A 19,029-nucleotide genomic window follows, 5' to 3' on the forward strand; every position below is an offset into this window, starting at 1 on the left:
TCCTCAAATTTCTAATATAGCGTCAAATTCTTCTTTTGTTTGTGCTTCTAAAATAGAATGCAATATCTTCTTATTATTCACAATTCGGTAGAGTTCCTCCATCAATTGTCCTGTCTCAGCTTGGCGATCTTTTCCAGGAACCACTAAAAAAACAATTCTTACCTCTTCAGCGCCCCAGCAAACTGGCTTTTCTAAAACAAGGACGCCAATACTCACATGATTAAATTCACCCGGTTTTAAAGGGTGGGGAATAGCAACTCCTTTACCAACATCTGTTGTTGATAATTTTTCCCGTTCAATCAAACTTTCGTATAAGTAATCTAACTCCATCTCTTCCATCATAAATTTTAGAATTTTTTCTTTAGTCATTAAATTCGAACGATTGAAGTAATCCACATTTAAATTCTTTTTAGAAAACAGCTTGTTAACCTTTGCTTTTAAACGAATAATATCTTTTTCTGTCGCTAACTCATTGACTTGAATTGTCGGCATAGGTAACGTATCTGGTAATTTAAACGGAGAGATTAACAGTTGGATTTCCTCTGACAACGTCGATAATTGACTATAATCTATAATTTCCTTAATCAGTAAACCTGGTATTTTTTGTTCAAGTTCATTTTTCAATAAAAATGAAGCTGGCTTATTTCTCCCAGAAACTATCAAAGCACGTACCACATCTTTATTTTCTCTTTCAATAAATGATGCAAAGTGTAAGGCAAAATAGCCGATTTCTGCTTCTGGAATATTTAACTCTAGTTTTTTACTGAGCAGATGGGAAAAGCTAATCGCAATATAATAAGCCTGGATGTATTCTTTTTTTATAGTTGTCACAAAAGCATTTTCAATATAAAAATTAAATAAAAGTGGATAGATATCACGTGATAAGTGAAGAATTAAGCCAGATGACAGCTGACTATCTTTTGAAAAATCCATATGGTACTCATTTTCTAACTGTACAAGTGCTTCGTTAATACTAACTCTAATACGTTCAGGTATCTGATGTTCATTTTCCTCATTTGCTTCAAAAAGTAAACGTTGACTCATTAAGTAAAAACTTAAATAAATCATCTCTGCTTCCGGTATTTCAATTTGTTTTTGTTTTGATATTTCAAACATCAATTTTTTTGAAATTGCATACTCTTGCATTTGTGTGATATCGTACTTATCCAATAAATGTGAAGCATCTTCAAGTACATGCTTGTCCTCAATCCTCTTAAAACAAATGACTAAATAAGAGATGATAGGCAATAAGTTGTCATTACTCAGTGGTATTTTCAATTTATCCATGTTTTTTTCAAGATATGTAACATAGGCTTCTAATTCTTCTACAGTTGTCCAGTTTTTAAAATAGTAAGATAATGATTTTATAAAGTTTGAATGAGTTAAAGCTGGCGGTTTGGATAAACTATCTAAGAACAAACGTTTATCAATTTCACTACCTACAAGTCTGATTCCTTGAAAAATAATACTCTCAACTTTAATATCTCTCAGTTGTTCAGTGACTAATTGATGAATTTTTAAAACATCATTTCGAATGGTTTGACTTGAAAAAAATAATTCTTCGGCTATTTCTTCATAAGTTACCCAATCGTTTTTATCCATTAAATATTTAACAATAAAAAATGCTCGCTCTTCAAACTCAATTTGATGAGATCGCTTGATTTCATTAATTTCCCCCGTAAGAATGTAACCTTTATTTTTATTGTTTTTTATTTTAGCATCAATCAAATAGTTCTCGTTTAAATCTTTGATGTAACTTCTTATCGTTCGATCAGAAACATTTAATTTGCGTGCAAGATCATTCCCTTTTACAAATCCCCCTTTTTCTTGCAAAGTCACTATTAACCTTACATACTTATCCCTCATCCTTATCACATCTCCTATGAATTCATCTTAGTCGAAGCACTCCATTCTCGCTAGAATGAAACTCTTCCTATGTAAGCGGAAACTTTTTTTAAGTGTATCTTTATTTAATAGAAGCAATTGATTTATTTTTATAATTAAACGTAAGTATATCAAGGAAAGATGACAACTCAAATAAATCAATTAGAAACCGAAAGTTATTTTAAATGCTGATTTATTACCTTTTAAAAAACAAAAAAACCCTGTCTTTCAATTCACTACTATTCTCAAAAAAATATTGAGATAGTAGAACTAAATAAACAGAGCATTTTATATGTAAATTTATGTTTAATCGATTCTTAACAAATTAATTTTTAATCTTTTAACAAACTAACCCTAGTAATATCTTCCTCACTGATTTGCTTTGGTGGTGACTCGGTCATATAAGCATCCTGAAACGTTTCGATTTTAAGAGAATCTCCTTTGTTTAACTTATCAAAAGCAAAATCTGGATAGTCATGAGCCGATAAAAAATACTGATAATCAATCCCGACCTTGTCATGATATAGGTTGTTTTTATCTTGCTTAATACTCGTAATTTTCAAAGTAATTCGATACAAATCAAGGCCACTATCAGGTTTTGTTAAAACATCGGTGACTTTCCCCTCTAGTTCAATCACAGGCTCTCCACTAGCTATTCGCTTTTCTTTTCGAGCCTTTTTTTCTATTTCTGCTCGTGCGACTTCTTTATTTGCTTCATCGAGTGCTTTTTGAACTTCTTCATCATATTCCCCAGACTTTTCTGAGCTTTGACTCTTTAAAGTTTTTTTATCTATTTGCCTCTCATTTCCTAATTTATGATTAGCAGTGCACGCTGAAAATAGGAAAAGACTAAATAAGCCAATCATTACTAATTTAATTTTCACGTTGTCGCCCTTTCTTGTTCACTTTTTTATTGATTTAATTAAATCACAAAATAAGAAGATGACACCCACTTAAAATCGTATTTTTATAATTTTTTAATCTTTTTCGGAATCAACTATCACTGATACTGTTTTTTCTATTTTATGAAAAGTTTCACGTTCATCCCGATCCATAACAACTGCGGTAATATCTTGTAAATTATAATAAGAATAAAAATCTTCTTTCCCTATTTTTGTCGAATCAATTAATAAATATTTTTCAACTGCATTATCTAATGCTATTGCTTGAGTCCGACCTTCTTCAATCGTCGCTGTCATCACACTGTTTCCTTTTAATGCATTACAACTAAAAAAAGCTTTATTGAAATGCATATCTTCTAAAGCATGATTTGTAATTTCACCAAAAAAAGCTTGGGTTTTCTGACGTAATTCGCCACCTAATAAATAAAGTTTATAATTGGCTTGCTTTTTATCAAGTGCTTTAAAAACAGGTAAACAATTAGTTACTACACGGAGCGACTTAAATTCTATCAACTCAGCTAATAGTTCAATTGTTGTTCCCGGACCTAAGAAAATGGTTTCATCTTCTTCTATTAAAGATAGCGCATTTTGAGCAACTAACTGTTTTTTATCTTTATTAATGATTAATTTAGCATTATGTGATAGCTCTTTTTTATTAAAGGATACCCCTGTAGCACCACCGTGGACTCGCTTTAGCTTCCCCTGCTCTTCTAATTCTGATAAATCGCGCCGAACCGTCATGTCGGAAACATTTAATGCTTGTACAATATCATTAACTTTAACTGTTCCTTTTTTTTCAACTAAAGCTAAAATTCTATTAAATCGTTCATCCTTTAACACAGACCATCCCATCCTTCCTAACGTTCCTTTATTTTACTTTAATCTATCATAAAAAGATAGATTTTATATCCTTAACAGCAAAAACACTCTATACACAGAATGCATATAGCGTGTCTTTTTTATCTTTATTTATTTTCAGCATAAACAGCATTACGTTTTTTCATTTCATGTGCATACCAAACAAAAATTAACAAGTAGATAACTAAAGCTACTAAAGCATACAGAATAAATTTAATTTCTCCTTGTGAAGCATTCCCAACAAGATAACCTAAGAATTTCTCAACAGGACCTTCCATAGTGGTATGTGAAATTAAAGCACTTTTATCTAGCCCTGCTGGAAACGCACCTACTGCTTTTGCTGTCTTGGTTACAAATCCTGCAATAAGTGTACCTGACCATAAAAATAAAGGTAATTCAATAGCTCCGATAACGATCATTCGAATTAATTTACCTCTTGTTACCACTAATAATGCTGGAGTAACTCCCATAGCAATAATACCACCTAAAGGTAATAGTTTATTCCCTGGTAAAATAATTGCTTCTAGTAACATAATTGGTGCTAAGATATTTGCCGCTGCCCAAATTTCAGCACGACCAGCAATAAACGGCCAGTCTAAACCAATGTTTAAAGTACGACCTTTTAATTTTGCATTAGCAAAGTTTGTAATTCCTTGTGATAATGGCTCAACTGCTGCAATAAACCATGAACCAATTAACGAAAACAGTTCCAAACAGACTGCTGCAGTAAAAGCTAATGCGAATATTTGTGTTGGTGTCTGACCGGCTAACATGCCAACAAAAATTCCTAAGTAAATCCCAATCGCAAATTTTGAACCCCAAAAGCCAATTTTACTATTTAACTTGGCTGCGTCAAAATCATATTTATCTAACCATGGAAAAATTTTATCAAAAATCTTATCAAACAACATAATAATTGGATTCATCATATAGTTCATATGTGTGGTTGTCATCGGATTTTTATCATCTGGTGTATTCAATAAATCACTAAATGTCGGTTTCATTAAATCTGAATTGATAATTTTTAAAACGCCTATGAAAACAACCAATAAAGTAGCAACAATTAAATTAGCACCACAAAAGATGGCAAATAAACCGACGATTGAAAGATGCCAAATATCAAAAATATCAACATCTAATGTATCTGTTTTGTTTAAAAACAACATAACAACATTAACAATTACCATAATTAATAAGAAATAGAGCGTATATGGTGATCCCCAAGTAATCGTTGCTAATGGAGCCCAACCTACATCAGTAACATTTAATGCAATCCCCGTCCGTTCTACAAATGATGTCATTGCTCCTGAGAAAGCTGTTGTTAAAATCCCAATAATAGCACCAATACCTGTTAAAGCAATCCCTAATTTTATACCACCTTCCAAAGCTTTAGAAAATTTAACCTTAAAACATAATGCAATAATCGTCAAAATAATCGTCATCAAAGGAGCTGCACCTAAATCAATCAAGGGCGTAAACACCTTATTAGCAAACTCTATTATCATACTCATTACTATGTCTTCCTCCTTTTTCTAAAAGAAACCTTTTATTTTAATGCATCAATCGCTTCTGCTACTTTTTCATACACTGGTTCTGCCATAGCTGGAATTCGGTAAAGGATAGGACCGGCATCAATCACAGGTATTTTTATTTCAAATCCTAGATCAGTATTAGCAATTTGAGCAAAAATATCATAGTGACTTAACATATCTTCATTAATATCTTTAACCATCACTGCATCACAAGTAATAGTGTACCCTCTCTCTTTCATTTCTGTTTCCAATGCATTTTTAATTTGGTGGCTAGAATTTACTCCTGCTCCACACGCTGCTAAAATTTTAATCATTTAAATCGTCTCCTTTATATTTTTATTGATAAGGTTATAAATTTCATGTCCATCGATACTATCAAATAGCTCAAGTAACTCTTGGTAACCGGTTGCATTAATAAAATCCATAATTTCAGCTAATAATCCTGATTGTTCCGATCCGTTTTCGTTTAAAATCATAAATAAGAAAGAAACAGATAAAACTTCTTCTGGATTAATCATATTATGAAATTTTACTGGATGAATAAGTTTTACTGGAACAATACGTGTTGTCTTGACATATTTACTTTCCGTATGTGGAATTGCAATATTTTTTAACTTTGGATTAACTGGTGTTAAATCAAGGCCTGTTGGATACTCACGCTCTCTAATTAAAATATTTTGAACAAAATCAGCTGTAACTAACCCCCTCTCATACAATTGATTCCCAATATTTTTAAAGACTTCTTCTTGCGATTGATCATCAGAAACAAACACTGTGTCTTCATGAAGCAATTCTTTCATACAAAAACCTCCAATAAATTGTTTAAAAATGTTGTTTTCGTTCTTTACACCCTTATTATAGGGACTTAAAACTAAAATGTCAACGCTTTATTTTTGTTTTTGTTCGTTTTAACTGTTGATTAATGTTTGAATTTGTTTTAATATATGTTTGTAAGTGATTTTTATACAAATATCTATTTTATTATTTTACTATTAAAGGAGGATTTCAAAATGAGAGTAGTTATTGGTTCAGATAAATATGGAATGGCTTTAAAAGAAGTTATCAAGGAAGATTTAGTAGCGAACGGGCATGAAGTTGTTGATAAAACTGAGGTTGCTTCAGAAGATTTTATAGAGTCTACCCTAGCGATTGGCCAAGATTTATTGGCTAACCCAACAAGCTTAGGGATTGCGTTTGATGGTTATGGCGCAGGTAGTTTTATGGTAGCGACCAAATTAAAAGGAATGATTGCTGCCGAAGTATCAGATGAACGCTCAGCCTATATGACACGAGAACATAATAATGCACGCATGATTACTTTAGGTGCTGAAATTGTTGGACCTGAACTTGCTAAGAATATTGTGACCGAATTCTTAGCTGCCAGTTATGATGGCGGTCGCCACCAAGTACGTGTTGATATGTTAAATAAAATGGCCTAAAGAAAGGCAAACAAAGAAAGGGTTTTTAATATGAAAATAGCAATCGGATGTGACCATATTGTTACAGATGTAAAAATAGCTGTGTCAGATTTTTTAAAAGGAAAAGGTTATGAAGTCATTGATGTTGGAACTTACGACTTTACTAGAACGCACTATCCTATCTTCGGGAAAAAGGTTGGGGAAGCTATTGTTAGTAACAAAGCTGATTTAGGCGTTTGTATTTGTGGTACAGGTGTTGGGATTAATAATGCGGTTAATAAAGTTCCTGGTATTCGTGGGGCTTTGGTTCGTGACATGACGACTGCTTTATATGCAAAAGAAAATTTGAATGCCAATGTTATCGGTTTCGGTGGAAAAATCACAGGTGAATTTTTAATTTGTGATATTATCGAAGCCTTTGTTAAAGCAGAATATCATGAAACAGAAGAAAACAAACAATTAATTAAAAAGATAGATACGATTGAAGAAAGTCATACTGAACAATTTTCAGGTGATTTCTTTAATGAATTTATCGAAAAATGGAATCGTAAGGAATACCACGATTAAAAGATCAAGTATAGAAAGGAGACGTGTAATGTCAACAATTAGTAAAAAAGAACAATTAAAAGCCTTAAGTGACGAAAAACAGATGATTAATGCTTTAGCAATCGATCAACGTGGAGCTTTAAAAAAGATGATTACAAAAAGTAAAGGGGCTGAAGCAACCGAAGATGAGATTATTTTATTCAAAAAAATCGTTTCATCAGAATTAACTCCTTTTGCCTCTTCTATTCTTTTGGATCCTGAATATGGTTTACCCGCAGCTAAAGAACGTGACACAAGTGCTGGACTTTTAATAGCTTATGAAAAAACGGGATATGATGCTTCTACACCTGGTCGCTTACCTGATTTGTTACCCATCTGGTCTGTTAAACGATTAAAAGAGCTGGGCAGTAATGCTTGTAAATTTCTTTTATATTATGATGCCGATGAAGAGGAGAACATCAATAATCAAAAACAAGCTTTTGTTGAAAGAATTGGTTCCGAATGTCTCGCAGAAGAACTCCCTTTCTTTTTAGAATTACTTTCTTATGATGCAACAAATCCAGATAACCAATCAAAAGAGTTTGCTCATAAAAAACCACACAAAGTCAATAAAATGATGCGTTTATTTTCTGAACCTCGCTTTAACGTTGATGTTTTAAAAGTTGAAGTTCCAGTTAATATGAATTTTGTTGAAGGCTATGGTGATGGAGATGTTCTTTATTCACAAGAAGAAGCTAAAAAACATTTTAAAAATCAGGATAAAGCAACAAACTTACCTTTCATTTTCTTAAGTGCCGGAGTTAGTCCTGAACTTTTTCAACAAACTTTACGATTTGCAAAACAAGCAGGTTCTAATTTTAACGGTGTTCTTTGTGGTCGTGCAACTTGGGCCAATGGTATCGATATTTTTGTCAAAGAAGGCGAAGCCGCTACTCGTCAATGGATGCAAACTCAAGGTCGTAAAAATATTGAAGAATTAAAGATTGTCCTTCAAGAAACCGCTACCCCTCTTTTCTAATAAAAAAACTTAAAGACTCAGCTAAATAAAATAAATTCTTAAAAACAACTGACTGAATGTTTTAGTCAGTTGTTTTTATTATGTTATCAACTTATATAAAGAATTTATTTGCTTCTCTTCACTTTTTCTTTTACACTTTATTTAGTAAGACGAAAGTTATTTTAAAGGAGAGAATAGCAAATGATTCTACAAGAAAACTATCAATTAGCGAACGGTTTAACCATTCCAAAATTAGGTTTAGGGACTTGGGAAATTGATGATGATAAAGTTAATAAAGTGGTCGAAGCTGCGATTGAAATTGGGTATCGTCATATCGATACGGCGCAAGCTTATGGCAACGAACGTGGCGTAGGTGAAGGAATTAAAAATAGTTTGATTGCGCGTGAAAAGCTCTTTGTCACAACAAAAGTCGAAGCTGAAATCAAAAATTATGATGATGCGTTTACCTCTATTAAGCAATCACTTAAACGAATGAAATTAAACTATCTTGATTTAATTTTAATTCACAGTCCACAACCTTGGGATGATTTTAGAACCGATAAAAATTATGATAAAGAAAATCTAGAGGTTTGGCGTGCTTTAGAACAAGCACAAATAGACGGCCTTGTTCGCTCCATTGGTGTCTCTAATTTTAAAATAGCTGACTTAGATAACCTACTCACACACGCTAAAATTAAACCAGTTGTCAACCAATTCCTAGCTCATATCAGTAATACACCAACTGATATCATTACTTATTGTAAGGAACAGGATATTCTAGTTGAAGCCTACTCGCCAATCGCACATGGGCAAATCCTTCAACATCCCGAAATTAAAAAAATGGCTGAAAAATATGATGTCTCCGTTCCTCAGTTGAGCATTAAATATTGTTTAGAGTTAGGGCTATTGCCTTTACCAAAATCAGGAAATCCCAAACATATAACTGAAAATGCAATGTTAGATTTTAACATTGAAAAAAAAGATTTAGATGAGCTAAAAAGAATTGGCGAAATCACTGACTATGGTGATGCGAATGTCTATAAAGTCTTCAGTCAAGGGACAAAATAAAAAAACATCTCATGTTAAAAACGCTTATTTAGCATGAGATGTTTTTATCTTTATGAAATAACTTGAATGGTATACGTTAAATCAGGCATCACTTTTTTTAATTGCTGCACCAAATGTTCCAGTGAAGCCATCCGATCAGAAACCGGAGTCGCTTCATTTCCCTGGATGACAAATAAAGCTTCTGTCGTCGTCTCGTCTAATTTATAGTCTTCTGAATCACGACAGTCAAGATAAGCCATCACGCCTTTTTGATCGCGATAGACATAATCAAAGGGCATCACTTTTTTCTCAGAAGATAAAATCGGTTGAAATACTGTTTCTTCTTTTGAAACGGTAAACTCAATTGGAAACGTTATTTTTTTCAAATCATGTGCCCCGATTGAGAAATAAGTATTTAATGCTTCTACATTGTATAAATCAACGACACTATTGATACGTGGAAAGCTTTGACGGCGTTGACTATTTTTTATCAAGGCTTCTACCGTTGGCGGATATTTTTTCTTGCTCCGCTTAATCTTTTGAATCAGCTCGATATAGCCTTGAATCACTCGGTTTTCAGCCAAGGAGTCAGCCGATACTTTCAATGCTTTTTCTTCGGCTATTTGTAGTTCATGCTCAAGTTCTTCATTCAGGGCAACGGTTGTATCTATTCCTTTCACTATGGCGACCACAATTTTTTCTATTCCCAACGCTTTCAAACTATCATCTAATTTAAATGTCATCCTTCCACGTCCTTTGTATTTTATATAGTGGTGGAACGAATCGTTGTCCACTATTTTATCTCTGATTCTACATGTTCTTAATCACTTTCTCAAACGAATAATAACACGTGCACCACTGATTTCCCCATGCTCTTTTAAATTTTCTAAAATCAATTCACCCTGATGCTCCTGCACTATCCTATTAGCAATCGATAATCCCAAACCATAATGTGCATCACTTCGGGAAGTCATTTCTGTATAAAATTCATTCGTTGCCTGTTTTAAACTCAGCTCCGAAAAACCAGCACCTTGATCGCTGACGATTATTTCAAAGTAATCTGTGAAATCTTCAAACGATAACTCAATACATTCTCCTTCTTTTGAATATTGAACCGCATTAACTAAAATATTTTGATATGCTTTTTGAAACGAATTGACATTAAGCTGTACCTCTGGACAAGCTTCTTGTTTAGTGACTTGGATACTTAATTTTTTTAACTGTCCTTGTTGACCAGCAAAATCAATAAATTCTTGAACTAACCCTGTGTCCAGTGCTCTGAGCGCTGAGGGTTGGTGTTCTGATAACCCTGAAAAATGTCTTAAGTCATCAAGATAAGCGTTAATCTGTTGGATGCCTTTTTGTGAAAAACCAACATAACTTGTTTGTTCTTCGTTTAAATCTGTTTCTTCTAATAATTCCAAATTGCCTGAAACTAAAGTTACCGGCGTTTTAATATCATGGGTTAACGCACGTAATTGAGCGTCACTTTGACGTTTTTGTTGCCACTCTTTTGACAAACTTTCAGTCAAAGCTCCCTTCATTTTATATAAAGAGCTTAAAATATCTTGAATTTCCTTAATAGGGCTCGCCTCTTGCGTTTTATCGGATAAATCTTCAACTAACAACTGGTCTTTAACAGTTAAGATCTTCTGTAATTCTCGATTAATTTGTTTAGCAAATCCTGATAAAATGACGAGAAAACCAATGATGATTATCAACAAGAGCAGGATGAATAAAGAAGCTTCAGCCGATGGTAAATGTGCTCTTAACCACGGGTTTTTAAAATCAGCTGTGACTTGATAAAGTAAAAAAAGGGTTTGCTCACCTCGCTGAACTTTTATTAATTGACGTTGATGGAAGGGACTAAATTTTTGGGGTAATTTTCCAGTTTCAAGCAGTGCTTCTAGCTCCGTTTGATTTTCCAAAGACTTCTCTACAACGTTACCTTGATTATCTACCAAAAGATAATCAACAAAATCTGGAAGTGAATCAACCTCTTTTTTTCCCTCTTTAAAAGCATCAGTAAATTCTTGAGCCACTTGTTGTGGATAACTTGCCATATAGATAACATCTCTATTCAACGCTAAATTAAATAAAAAAAATAAAAGCAATGAACTCATAAGGCTAAATGAAAATTCAACTAAAATAAACTTAACTAAGACTCTTTTAATGGAGCGTCTTGCCATTTATAACCAATCCCCCAAACCGTTGCAATCGGATTCACCTGATATTTCGCAAATTGATGACGTATTTTTTTGACTCGTTCCGTAATGGATGTTGCGCTATCTCCCTCACCGTCATACCCATACAAAGACACATAGATAGCTTCCTTCGAAAAGATTTGTTGTTTATTTTTCATTAATAAAAGTAATAGTTCGTATTCTGATGGAGTTAAATTGACCTTGTTTTCTACGACATAAAATTGTTGTTTCATTAAATCAACACTGACTAAGCCACTAGCTAATCGTTGTGTCTTCTCACGTGTTTCCCGACGGAGATGAGCCATCACCCGAGCTCTTAACTCTTTAATCGAAAACGGTTTGGTGATGTAATCATCCGCTCCGTAAGCAAAACCTTCTAACATCTCAGCTTCTGTGACTTTAGCGGTTAAAAACAAGACGGGAATATCGATTAAAGCGCGGACTTCTTTAAGAAATTCAAAACCATTCGTTCCTGGCATCATCACATCTAAAATAAGTAATTCATAACGATTGATAATTTCAACTGACACATCTGACACATTTTCCATAATACTCACTTGATGGTCCTCTTTTTCTAATGCTTTCTTTATAAGTAAGAGTAAATCTTTTTCATCATCAATTACCAATATTTTTGCCATTTTAATCTCCTAAACTTTTCTTTTCTTCTCCTTGATTATACCAAATAAGTTGTAAAACAAAAATAACGAAGGTTAATAATAATGAACTCGCAAAAAACAAACGGTATTCACTCATAAAAGTAATGATACTTGGGACTCTTTCTAAAAGGTATAATTCAGTAAAGCGTAGTGACCAAGTCAACGGGACGTATTTCCAAAGCGTGGCTCCGAGCCCGGTTGTCCCTAATAAAATACCACTCAGCATCGTAAAGGCTGCAACAATCACCGTTACATTAATGGAAAACAAATAACTTAACCAAATGTATAAACTAAGCATAGGCAATAAAAATAAATAACTAATCAACCCCATCTTTAATAATAAGCATAAAGCCAACCATTCGCCCGTCATTAATTTCCAAAAAAACACAAAAATAATAAGCGTGGCTAAATAAAACCATATGGCCACGGCACAAATTAAAACGAGTTTACTCATAAAAACAGAGTTACGCTTCACATCCTGCCGTTTTTCCTGAAAAAAATGGTGATTGCTTTTTTCGATATCAACAATCAGATAGATAAAAATAGCTGAAAAAAATAATCCACTAATCGTTAAAAGTGTGATAACCATTAGTTCCACTTCCCCCTTAGCGAATTCTCCTTTCCTAAATCCTAAATAACTACCCAACCCTATTGAAAAAATAAGGGGCAAAATAACTAGTAACCAACGTAGGGGACTGCCCTTAGTTTTTAACCACTGACTCGCTAGTTTTTTCATCCTTTTTTCACCTTCTTTTGATAGTAACGTGTTGAAAACCAACTACTGAAAACTAAAATAAAAAGACTTAAAACTAAGACCAAAGGCAAAACGGTCAACTGCTGTAAGGGATCGTTTGCTGCAAGGAAAGTACCATTGGGGTGAATTCCCAATAAAGTCGCAACGACACGAAACCCATATGACCATGGATAAACATACCAATAGACTGACGTCGCCATTGGGAAAACGCCGCTAAAATTCAAAATAAAACTCAACATGATCGTCACAAATTGATTTGTCTTAAACGTTATGACCATCAATACTGGAATCAACGCTAAATTAATCAACAATAATAAAGCACTCGCCAAGATAATTTCACCTATTCGCTCGGTATTACCATATCTCATCGTTTCAATCACTAATAAAATAATTAAATTAAAAAGACTAATCAAACCAAGATCAACCCCATTTACGACTATCTTCGCCAACCAGGTCTTTTGCGGTAAAATGCCTAAACTTCTTTGAAAATCACTATTTCGACCTTTTTTCTCTCTGATGATTGAACGACTCACAATCAACGCTGAAACAATTGGACCAATTAATAATGGGTACCAATTATAAGCAACGGCGACAAAATAACTCACCGGGCCATCATGACTTCCCATCATTCGCACAAAAAGTAAACAAAACAAGGTAAAAACAATTGGGATAATCAGTAACATCTTACGATTACTACTGTTCTTTTCTTTCAACCATTCTGCTTTAATTACCGCTAGCATCTGTCTTGGCCTCCCTTTTGTCACAATACGCGACACCTGAAACAATACTCATAAAAATTTGTTCTAAGTCATGTTTTTCTTGGTCATTTGGTCCTTCAAAACCAATCACACCATCATGTAAAATCCCAATATCATCAGCTATTAACTGAACCTCACTTAAAATATGGCTAGATAATAAGACCGATACTCCTCGTTCGGTTAATTCATGTATTAATTCTCTTAATTCACGAATTCCTAGTGGGTCTAATCCATTTGTTGGTTCATCTAAAATTAAAAGTTTGGGATGATTAATTAGCGCCATCGCGATGCCCAGTCGTTGCTTCATCCCCAATGAAAACTGACCTGATTTCTTTTTTCCTGTCCCTGTCAAATTAACCAACTTCAAGACTTCATTAATCCGCTGTTCCGGTAAATTTAATTGTAATATCAAAACTTTCAGATTATCATAAGCCGATAAATTTTCATAAATTGCCGGTCCTTCAATCATAGAACCGATCCTCAGTAATTGATCTCGCTCCCATAACTTGCCATCAAAATAGATTTCGCCACTATCTGCTTTTAAAATACCCGTGATAATTTTTAAAAAGGTCGACTTCCCAACACCGTTAGCACCAAGTAGTCCATACACCGTTCCTTTTCTAACCTTGATAGAGATATCTTTCAGCACTTGCTCTTTTTTAAAGGCTTTACTAATTTTTTTTGTTTCGATAATTGTTGTTGTCATCTTCTCATCACTCCTTGATGAAGAGAATATATACCAAATCTAACTGAAGATAAAAATTCTTATAATAAATAGGACTGATGAGAATTTAAAATTCTCATCAGTCCTATTTTTATTTTTGATATAAAAAACATATCGTCTTTCTGTTATGATTTAAGTACCAACCAAAACCAAACAAAAGAAAGGACGATATGTCATGTCTAATCATATCAAAAAACTATTAAGAATTGTAGATAAAAATATTGTTTTATCTGATGTGGAAGAAATAAAAAAGAATAATAATAAAATGGTAATGATCTATGGAAAGCTTTCCTACAGTCCTACGGGCTGCCCTAATTGTGGATCTTCTCAAAAAGATGCTGAAGGTCGCCATATTATTGTAAAAAATGGATCTAAATCTTCGCTCATTCGTTTAGAGAACTATCAACATCTACCGACCATCCTTAATTTTTCTAAACAACGATTTCATTGTAAAAATTGTAAGAAACACTGGACGTCTGAAAGTAATTTAACCCAACGACATTGCTTTATAGCTGCTCATGTAAAAATTAAAATTTTAGATTTATTGACTGAAAAAATCTCAATGACCTTAATCGCAAAACTTTGTCAGGTTTCAATTCAGACAGTAATACGTGTTCTTCGTTCTGTTGAGACCAACTTCCTAACCTTGCAAAACCAGTTTCTTTACCAAAGGTTTTAATGGTAGATGAATTTCGCTCTCACGCAACAGAACATCATAAAATGAGCTTCATTTGTGCCGATGAAGAAACTGGTAAATTAGTTGATATTCTCCCAAGTCGTCAATTACAGCACTTATTTTAATCGGTTGCCTATTGAAGAACGAAGAAAAGTTAAACTTCTCGTGACAGATATGAATGCGGCTTATTTTCAGTTAGCTAAAAAAACGTTTCCTTGTGCCGAATTAGTCATCGATCGTTTCCATATTGTGAAACACTTAAATACCGCCTTTAATGAGTTTAGAGTCAAAGAAAGGTAAATAATCATTAGAGTTAGAAAAATCCACTATAAAGCCACTTTCTTGTCCAACTTTCTTTTCATTAAAATACTTATCTATTTTCTTTAATACTACATCCATATAATCATTACATTCCGAATTTTTCAAAGTGTTCATTGTGCCATTTTTAGCCTTTGTTAATGGTAGAGGCCAAAAATTACCTAATTGATGATTATTAAAAATTTCTATAGTTAGTATTCTTTCCTCATTTTTATACATGCCATATGTTTTGATACCAAAACAATATGTTTCTAATTCTTTTGTATGTCTTTTTACTATATTCAAATAATCTTTTTTCTTTGATTCCGATAAGCAAATAAAATCATGTTTACCTTTATTACCACTATCTTTTTCCTTACACCAAATTGCACGTTTATAAGTATTCATTGTATCTCCTGAGTATTTTAAAGGCATCTCTTTATACCAAGGAAATAATTTTTTGTATATTTCCTTAATTAATACCGAATTATCCGGATTCACAGATTCATTGAAAAAATCATACTTAACAGCTTTCTCTTCTCCTAATTTAAGAAACTCATTTAACTTCATTTCTTCCTCCAACGTCTAACAATTTTTTTTATGTAGTATCTCACTCTAATTAATTCTATTTAAAGTTATTTGCTTAAATTAGTTGATTACTTTAATTATAACATGTTCATTTTTATAGCATAATCAAATAATCTACTTTAAATAACCTCATCTATTTATGATACGGTTCTCCCTTAATAATCCGAAAACAACGATAGATTTGTTCGGTTAAAATCAGGCGCATTAATTGATGTGGATAAGTTAATCGACCAAAAGAAATTTGGCGATTACTTCGGCGTAAAACCGCCTTTGAAAGCCCTAACGACCCTCCAATAATAAAAGTAAAATTGCTCTTGCCTTGCGTGCTCATTTTATCGATACTTTCGGCAAATGATTCCGAAGTAATTTCATCCCCTTGAATCGCTAAAGCATACACGTAATCGCTATCATGTACTTTAGCTAAAATCCGTTCCCCTTCTTTATCTTTCACTTGACTCATTTCCGCGTCACTTAAGGCTTCTGGTGCCTTTTCATCTGCAACTTCAATGAGTTCAAACTTGCAATACGACCCCAACCTTTTTTGATATTCAGCAATCCCTTGCTTTAAATATTTTTCTTTTAATTTACCAACTGCTATAATTTTAATTTTCATAAACTATCCCTTTCAAATAAAATAAAGTTATCCACACTCATCCACAGGTTTATACACAGCTAAAAGAGTCTTTTGTCAAAGGTCTTTTTACTTGTGCACAACGTTGTGGATAACCCCTGTGGATTTCATTTGTTTTCATTGTGTCATTTTCTCATTTTTAAAGAACAATGTCATCCTCTTTTACTAAAAAATTAACAAAACAATCTATTTTTAGGAGTCTTTTTTCATGTTTTTTTCAAATTTTCATATTATACTGTTTATATAAACGTTTTTAAGTAATTCATATCGATTATTAAATAAATATTATTTTGACACTAAAAGGAGGCAAGGTGACTTATTCACCGCTAATTATGAGAAAAGACGTAACACCTAGAAGACAAACATCATCTTATCAATCTACACAAAAGAAAAAAAGCCCGTGGAAGCAATTCGGTTTATCCCTACTTGGTGGAGTTATCGGCGGAGCAATTATGATTGGTGGCTATGTTGCTTATACTGACTACATCAATCCAACCGTTAATTCAAGGAGCTCTCAGCAAGTGACTGAGCCAGTCGAAAATGGGAAAACTAAAATAGCCAATGTAAAAATGGATGTGAATACTGATGTGACCAAAGCCGTAAAAAAAATGGAGAATGCCGTTGTCTCAGTAACAACTCTTCAAAAACAGAATTCACAACTTTCTGAATTAGAACAATTCTTTGGACAAATCCAAGGTGGTAATAATTCTGAAAAAGTAGACGAAGGCGATTTAACTGAATCAGGAGAAGGTAGCGGGGTCATTTATCGCAAAGAAGGTAATAAAGCATATGTTGTAACCAATAACCACGTGGTTCAAGGTGCTGATGCCGTTAAAATCATGTTAAATGACGGTGAGAGTGTTTCTGCAAAAATCATTGGAACAGATGCCTATAGTGACTTAGCTGTCTTAGAAATCGATTCTAAACACGTCACAACAGTCGCTGAATTTGCTAATTCAAACGATGTCAAAGTAGGCGAACCCGCTTTAGCGATGGGATCTCCATTAGGGTCAACTTTTGCTAACTCCGTTTCGCAAGGAATTGTTTCTGCTAAAGATCGAATGATTAGTAATAAAACAGAAGATGGACAAACTATCAATATCAATGCTATCCAAACCGATGCAGCCATCAACCCTGGGAACTCTGGAGGGGCTTTAGTCAACCTTGCTGGACAAGTAATTGGGATTAACTCAAGTAAAATTGCGGCAACAGGCACAGGGATTTCAACCGAAGGAATGGGCTTTGCTATTCCTAGTAATGATGTTGTTTCGATTATTAATCAACTTGAAAAAGATGGTAAGGTCATCCGACCAATGCTTGGTGTAACAATGATTGACTTAACCAATGTGAGTTTAGAAGAACAAAGCAGTGTTTTAAAAATTGACCCTGACAAAATAACTGGAGGTGTCGTGATTGGTTCCGTTGAAAAAGGTTCCCCTGCTGAAAAAGCTGGACTGAAAAAATTCGCTGTCATGACCGCGATTGATGGTGAGCCGGTAACAACGGTAACTGATGTTCAAACACATCTTTATAACAAAAAAGTGGGCGATACAATGAAGATTGAATATTACTATAATGGTAAAAAACAAACAACCACTGTTAAATTAGATCAAGATACAAGCAAGTTAGAAAAACAACTAAACGAAGCACAAAATTCTCAACCTTAAGAAACCAAAAAAACAGTCGTTGAAATTAAGTTTTCAACGACTGTTTTTTTATTTTATAAAGAATACAAAGGACACGCTTCTTCTGGATCTGTATCACAAACAAGTAACTGACGGCCGACTTCGACATCATTTTGCAATAATGTTTGTGTCATCGTCAAACTGGCTAGCTCTTTTAAATTATTTTCACGACTTAAATGACCCAAATAAATACGTTTCGTCTTCTCGCCAATCATCTCAGTCGCTGCTAGAGCACCATCGACATTGGATAAATGCCCTCTATCGCCTAGTATCCGTTGCTTGGTACTCCAAGGATAACTTCCAACACGCAACATATTTATGTCATGATTGCTTTCTAAAAGATAAGCATCTGCATTTTTAATAATGCCACGAATTCGATCACTACAATAACCAGTATCTGTCAACATCGCAAAAGCTTTATTATCCTTATGAAATTGATAAAACTGCGGGGCCGCCGCATCATGAGAAACACCAAAGCTTTCAATATCAACATCGCCTAAGGTCATTGTTTCTCCCATATTAAAGAGATGCTTTTGATGAACTTCTAGTTTACCTAACGCATGGTCCATCGCCCGCCAAGTTTCTTCATTCGCATAGACATCCAAATGATACTTCCTAGCTAAAACACCAACACCATGGATATGATCTCGGTGTTCGTGTGTAACTAAAATGGCATCTAAATCTTCCGGTTTACGATCAATTTGTGCCAGTAATCCCGTTATTTTTTTTCCACTTAAACCAGCATCTACGAGTATCCGTTGCTTATTGGTTTCAATATAAGTAGCATTTCCAGAACTTCCACTTGCTAAAATACTAATTTTAAATTGATTTTCAGTCAATCCAACTCTTCCTTCCTAAATTGCCACTTTGAG

Annotated in this window: 22 protein-coding genes; 7 read left to right on the top strand and 15 right to left on the bottom strand. The window is 33.7% G+C overall.

Going from position 1 to position 19,029, the window contains the following annotated elements:
* Positions 1-3: 3 nt before the first annotated feature.
* The 6 genes from ACTJFD_RS00345 to ACTJFD_RS00370 form a co-directional block, all read right to left on the bottom strand.
* Positions 4-1,866: a BglG family transcription antiterminator gene (locus ACTJFD_RS00345; protein WP_442259051.1), complete on the bottom strand. Its 1,863-nt coding sequence runs from the start codon at positions 1,864-1,866 to the stop codon at positions 4-6.
* A gap of 350 nt (positions 1,867-2,216) precedes the next feature.
* Positions 2,217-2,768, bottom strand: a complete 552-nt coding sequence (locus tag ACTJFD_RS00350) for a hypothetical protein (protein WP_442259052.1) — start codon at positions 2,766-2,768, stop codon at positions 2,217-2,219.
* A 93-nt stretch (positions 2,769-2,861) separates the two neighbouring features.
* Positions 2,862-3,626, bottom strand: a complete 765-nt coding sequence (locus ACTJFD_RS00355; protein WP_442259053.1) for a DeoR/GlpR family DNA-binding transcription regulator — start codon at positions 3,624-3,626, stop codon at positions 2,862-2,864.
* A 125-nt stretch (positions 3,627-3,751) separates the two neighbouring features.
* The gene (locus tag ACTJFD_RS00360) at positions 3,752-5,155 is read right to left on the bottom strand and encodes a PTS galactitol transporter subunit IIC (RefSeq protein ID WP_442259054.1); all 1,404 of its coding nucleotides are present in this window, start codon (positions 5,153-5,155) and stop codon (positions 3,752-3,754) included.
* A gap of 35 nt (positions 5,156-5,190) precedes the next feature.
* Complete coding sequence (locus tag ACTJFD_RS00365; protein ID WP_442259055.1) at positions 5,191-5,490, bottom strand: PTS sugar transporter subunit IIB; 300 nt, start codon at positions 5,488-5,490, stop codon at positions 5,191-5,193.
* The gene (locus ACTJFD_RS00370; RefSeq protein ID WP_442259056.1) at positions 5,491-5,976 is read right to left on the bottom strand and encodes a PTS sugar transporter subunit IIA; all 486 of its coding nucleotides are present in this window, start codon (positions 5,974-5,976) and stop codon (positions 5,491-5,493) included.
* A 210-nt stretch (positions 5,977-6,186) separates the two neighbouring features.
* Between ACTJFD_RS00370 and lacA the strand changes: the two genes are divergently transcribed.
* From lacA to ACTJFD_RS00390, 4 genes are all read left to right on the top strand, one after another.
* Entirely contained in the window at positions 6,187-6,615 is a 429-nt protein-coding gene (gene lacA / locus ACTJFD_RS00375) for a galactose-6-phosphate isomerase subunit LacA (RefSeq protein WP_442259057.1), read from the top strand.
* A gap of 30 nt (positions 6,616-6,645) precedes the next feature.
* Positions 6,646-7,161 carry a galactose-6-phosphate isomerase subunit LacB gene (lacB, locus tag ACTJFD_RS00380; RefSeq protein WP_442259058.1) on the top strand — a complete coding sequence of 172 codons (516 nt, stop codon included), beginning with the start codon at positions 6,646-6,648 and terminating at the stop codon, positions 7,159-7,161.
* A 28-nt stretch (positions 7,162-7,189) separates the two neighbouring features.
* Positions 7,190-8,158 carry a tagatose-bisphosphate aldolase gene (gene lacD, locus ACTJFD_RS00385; protein ID WP_442259059.1) on the top strand — a complete coding sequence of 323 codons (969 nt, stop codon included), beginning with the start codon at positions 7,190-7,192 and terminating at the stop codon, positions 8,156-8,158.
* Between the two features lie 180 nt (positions 8,159-8,338).
* Entirely contained in the window at positions 8,339-9,205 is an 867-nt protein-coding gene (locus ACTJFD_RS00390; protein WP_442259060.1) for an aldo/keto reductase, read from the top strand.
* Positions 9,206-9,255: 50 nt separating this feature from the next.
* On the opposite strand, the gene ACTJFD_RS00395 is transcribed toward ACTJFD_RS00390, so the two are convergent.
* The 6 genes from ACTJFD_RS00395 to ACTJFD_RS00420 form a co-directional block, all read right to left on the bottom strand.
* The gene (locus ACTJFD_RS00395) at positions 9,256-9,927 is read right to left on the bottom strand and encodes a B3/B4 domain-containing protein (protein ID WP_442259061.1); all 672 of its coding nucleotides are present in this window, start codon (positions 9,925-9,927) and stop codon (positions 9,256-9,258) included.
* An 81-nt stretch (positions 9,928-10,008) separates the two neighbouring features.
* A complete protein-coding gene (locus tag ACTJFD_RS00400) occupies positions 10,009-11,373 on the bottom strand; it encodes a sensor histidine kinase (protein WP_442259062.1) in 1,365 nt (454 codons plus the stop codon).
* Positions 11,343-12,026, bottom strand: a complete 684-nt coding sequence (locus tag ACTJFD_RS00405; RefSeq protein ID WP_442259063.1) for a response regulator transcription factor — start codon at positions 12,024-12,026, stop codon at positions 11,343-11,345. The genes ACTJFD_RS00400 and ACTJFD_RS00405 overlap by 31 nt, the downstream gene beginning before the upstream one ends.
* Position 12,027: 1 nt before the next feature.
* Positions 12,028-12,780 (bottom strand): hypothetical protein, encoded by a 753-nt coding sequence (locus ACTJFD_RS00410; RefSeq protein WP_442259064.1) that lies wholly within the window; start codon positions 12,778-12,780, stop codon positions 12,028-12,030.
* Positions 12,777-13,538: a lantibiotic immunity ABC transporter MutE/EpiE family permease subunit gene (locus tag ACTJFD_RS00415; protein ID WP_442259065.1), complete on the bottom strand. Its 762-nt coding sequence runs from the start codon at positions 13,536-13,538 to the stop codon at positions 12,777-12,779. The genes ACTJFD_RS00410 and ACTJFD_RS00415 overlap by 4 nt, the downstream gene beginning before the upstream one ends.
* The gene (locus ACTJFD_RS00420; RefSeq protein ID WP_442259066.1) at positions 13,522-14,262 is read right to left on the bottom strand and encodes a lantibiotic protection ABC transporter ATP-binding protein; all 741 of its coding nucleotides are present in this window, start codon (positions 14,260-14,262) and stop codon (positions 13,522-13,524) included. The genes ACTJFD_RS00415 and ACTJFD_RS00420 overlap by 17 nt, the downstream gene beginning before the upstream one ends.
* 193 nt (positions 14,263-14,455) lie before the next feature.
* On the opposite strand from ACTJFD_RS00420, the gene ACTJFD_RS00425 reads away from it, so the two are divergent.
* Together ACTJFD_RS00425 and ACTJFD_RS00430 are read left to right on the top strand one after the other, a co-directional pair.
* On the top strand, positions 14,456-14,959 hold the full coding sequence (locus ACTJFD_RS00425) for a transposase family protein (protein ID WP_442259067.1): 504 nt from the start codon (positions 14,456-14,458) through the stop codon (positions 14,957-14,959).
* 162 nt (positions 14,960-15,121) lie between these two features.
* On the top strand, positions 15,122-15,256 hold the full coding sequence (locus ACTJFD_RS00430) for a transposase (RefSeq protein ID WP_442259068.1): 135 nt from the start codon (positions 15,122-15,124) through the stop codon (positions 15,254-15,256).
* Here ACTJFD_RS00430 and ACTJFD_RS00435 read toward each other — a convergent pair.
* The gene (locus ACTJFD_RS00435; RefSeq protein WP_442259069.1) at positions 15,215-15,823 is read right to left on the bottom strand and encodes a hypothetical protein; all 609 of its coding nucleotides are present in this window, start codon (positions 15,821-15,823) and stop codon (positions 15,215-15,217) included. The genes ACTJFD_RS00430 and ACTJFD_RS00435 overlap by 42 nt on opposite strands.
* A 151-nt stretch (positions 15,824-15,974) precedes the next feature.
* Positions 15,975-16,454: a 23S rRNA (pseudouridine(1915)-N(3))-methyltransferase RlmH gene (rlmH, locus tag ACTJFD_RS00440; protein ID WP_442259070.1), complete on the bottom strand. Its 480-nt coding sequence runs from the start codon at positions 16,452-16,454 to the stop codon at positions 15,975-15,977.
* A gap of 347 nt (positions 16,455-16,801) precedes the next feature.
* On the opposite strand from rlmH, the gene ACTJFD_RS00445 reads away from it, so the two are divergent.
* On the top strand, positions 16,802-18,139 hold the full coding sequence (locus ACTJFD_RS00445; RefSeq protein ID WP_442259364.1) for a S1C family serine protease: 1,338 nt from the start codon (positions 16,802-16,804) through the stop codon (positions 18,137-18,139).
* Between the two features lie 53 nt (positions 18,140-18,192).
* Here ACTJFD_RS00445 and ACTJFD_RS00450 read toward each other — a convergent pair whose 3' ends face one another.
* The gene (locus ACTJFD_RS00450; protein WP_442259071.1) at positions 18,193-18,996 is read right to left on the bottom strand and encodes an MBL fold metallo-hydrolase; all 804 of its coding nucleotides are present in this window, start codon (positions 18,994-18,996) and stop codon (positions 18,193-18,195) included.
* Between the last annotated feature and the right edge of the window lie 33 nt (positions 18,997-19,029).

It is taken from the genome of Vagococcus sp., from assembly GCF_052102835.1.
GTDB lineage: Bacteria > Bacillota > Bacilli > Lactobacillales > Vagococcaceae > Vagococcus.

Excerpts from the sequence above, each read along its gene's own strand:
- ACTJFD_RS00435 (WP_442259069.1), bottom strand. The coding sequence starts at position 15,823 with ATGAAGTTAAATGAGTTTCTTAAATTAGGAGAAGAGAAAGCTGTTAAG.
- ACTJFD_RS00365 (WP_442259055.1), bottom strand. The coding sequence starts at position 5,490 with ATGATTAAAATTTTAGCAGCGTGTGGAGCAGGAGTAAATTCTAGCCAC.
- ACTJFD_RS00345 (WP_442259051.1), bottom strand. The coding sequence starts at position 1,866 with ATGAGGGATAAGTATGTAAGGTTAATAGTGACTTTGCAAGAAAAAGGG.
- lacD (WP_442259059.1), top strand. The coding sequence starts at position 7,190 with ATGTCAACAATTAGTAAAAAAGAACAATTAAAAGCCTTAAGTGACGAA.
- ACTJFD_RS00405 (WP_442259063.1), bottom strand. The coding sequence starts at position 12,026 with ATGGCAAAAATATTGGTAATTGATGATGAAAAAGATTTACTCTTACTT.
- lacA (WP_442259057.1), top strand. The coding sequence starts at position 6,187 with ATGAGAGTAGTTATTGGTTCAGATAAATATGGAATGGCTTTAAAAGAA.
- ACTJFD_RS00370 (WP_442259056.1), bottom strand. The coding sequence starts at position 5,976 with ATGAAAGAATTGCTTCATGAAGACACAGTGTTTGTTTCTGATGATCAA.
- lacB (WP_442259058.1), top strand. The coding sequence starts at position 6,646 with ATGAAAATAGCAATCGGATGTGACCATATTGTTACAGATGTAAAAATA.
- ACTJFD_RS00425 (WP_442259067.1), top strand. The coding sequence starts at position 14,456 with ATGTCTAATCATATCAAAAAACTATTAAGAATTGTAGATAAAAATATT.
- ACTJFD_RS00420 (WP_442259066.1), bottom strand. The coding sequence starts at position 14,262 with ATGACAACAACAATTATCGAAACAAAAAAAATTAGTAAAGCCTTTAAA.
- ACTJFD_RS00395 (WP_442259061.1), bottom strand. The coding sequence starts at position 9,927 with ATGACATTTAAATTAGATGATAGTTTGAAAGCGTTGGGAATAGAAAAA.
- ACTJFD_RS00415 (WP_442259065.1), bottom strand. The coding sequence starts at position 13,538 with ATGCTAGCGGTAATTAAAGCAGAATGGTTGAAAGAAAAGAACAGTAGT.
- ACTJFD_RS00360 (WP_442259054.1), bottom strand. The coding sequence starts at position 5,155 with ATGAGTATGATAATAGAGTTTGCTAATAAGGTGTTTACGCCCTTGATT.
- ACTJFD_RS00410 (WP_442259064.1), bottom strand. The coding sequence starts at position 12,780 with ATGAAAAAACTAGCGAGTCAGTGGTTAAAAACTAAGGGCAGTCCCCTA.
- ACTJFD_RS00400 (WP_442259062.1), bottom strand. The coding sequence starts at position 11,373 with ATGGCAAGACGCTCCATTAAAAGAGTCTTAGTTAAGTTTATTTTAGTT.
- rlmH (WP_442259070.1), bottom strand. The coding sequence starts at position 16,454 with ATGAAAATTAAAATTATAGCAGTTGGTAAATTAAAAGAAAAATATTTA.
- ACTJFD_RS00390 (WP_442259060.1), top strand. The coding sequence starts at position 8,339 with ATGATTCTACAAGAAAACTATCAATTAGCGAACGGTTTAACCATTCCA.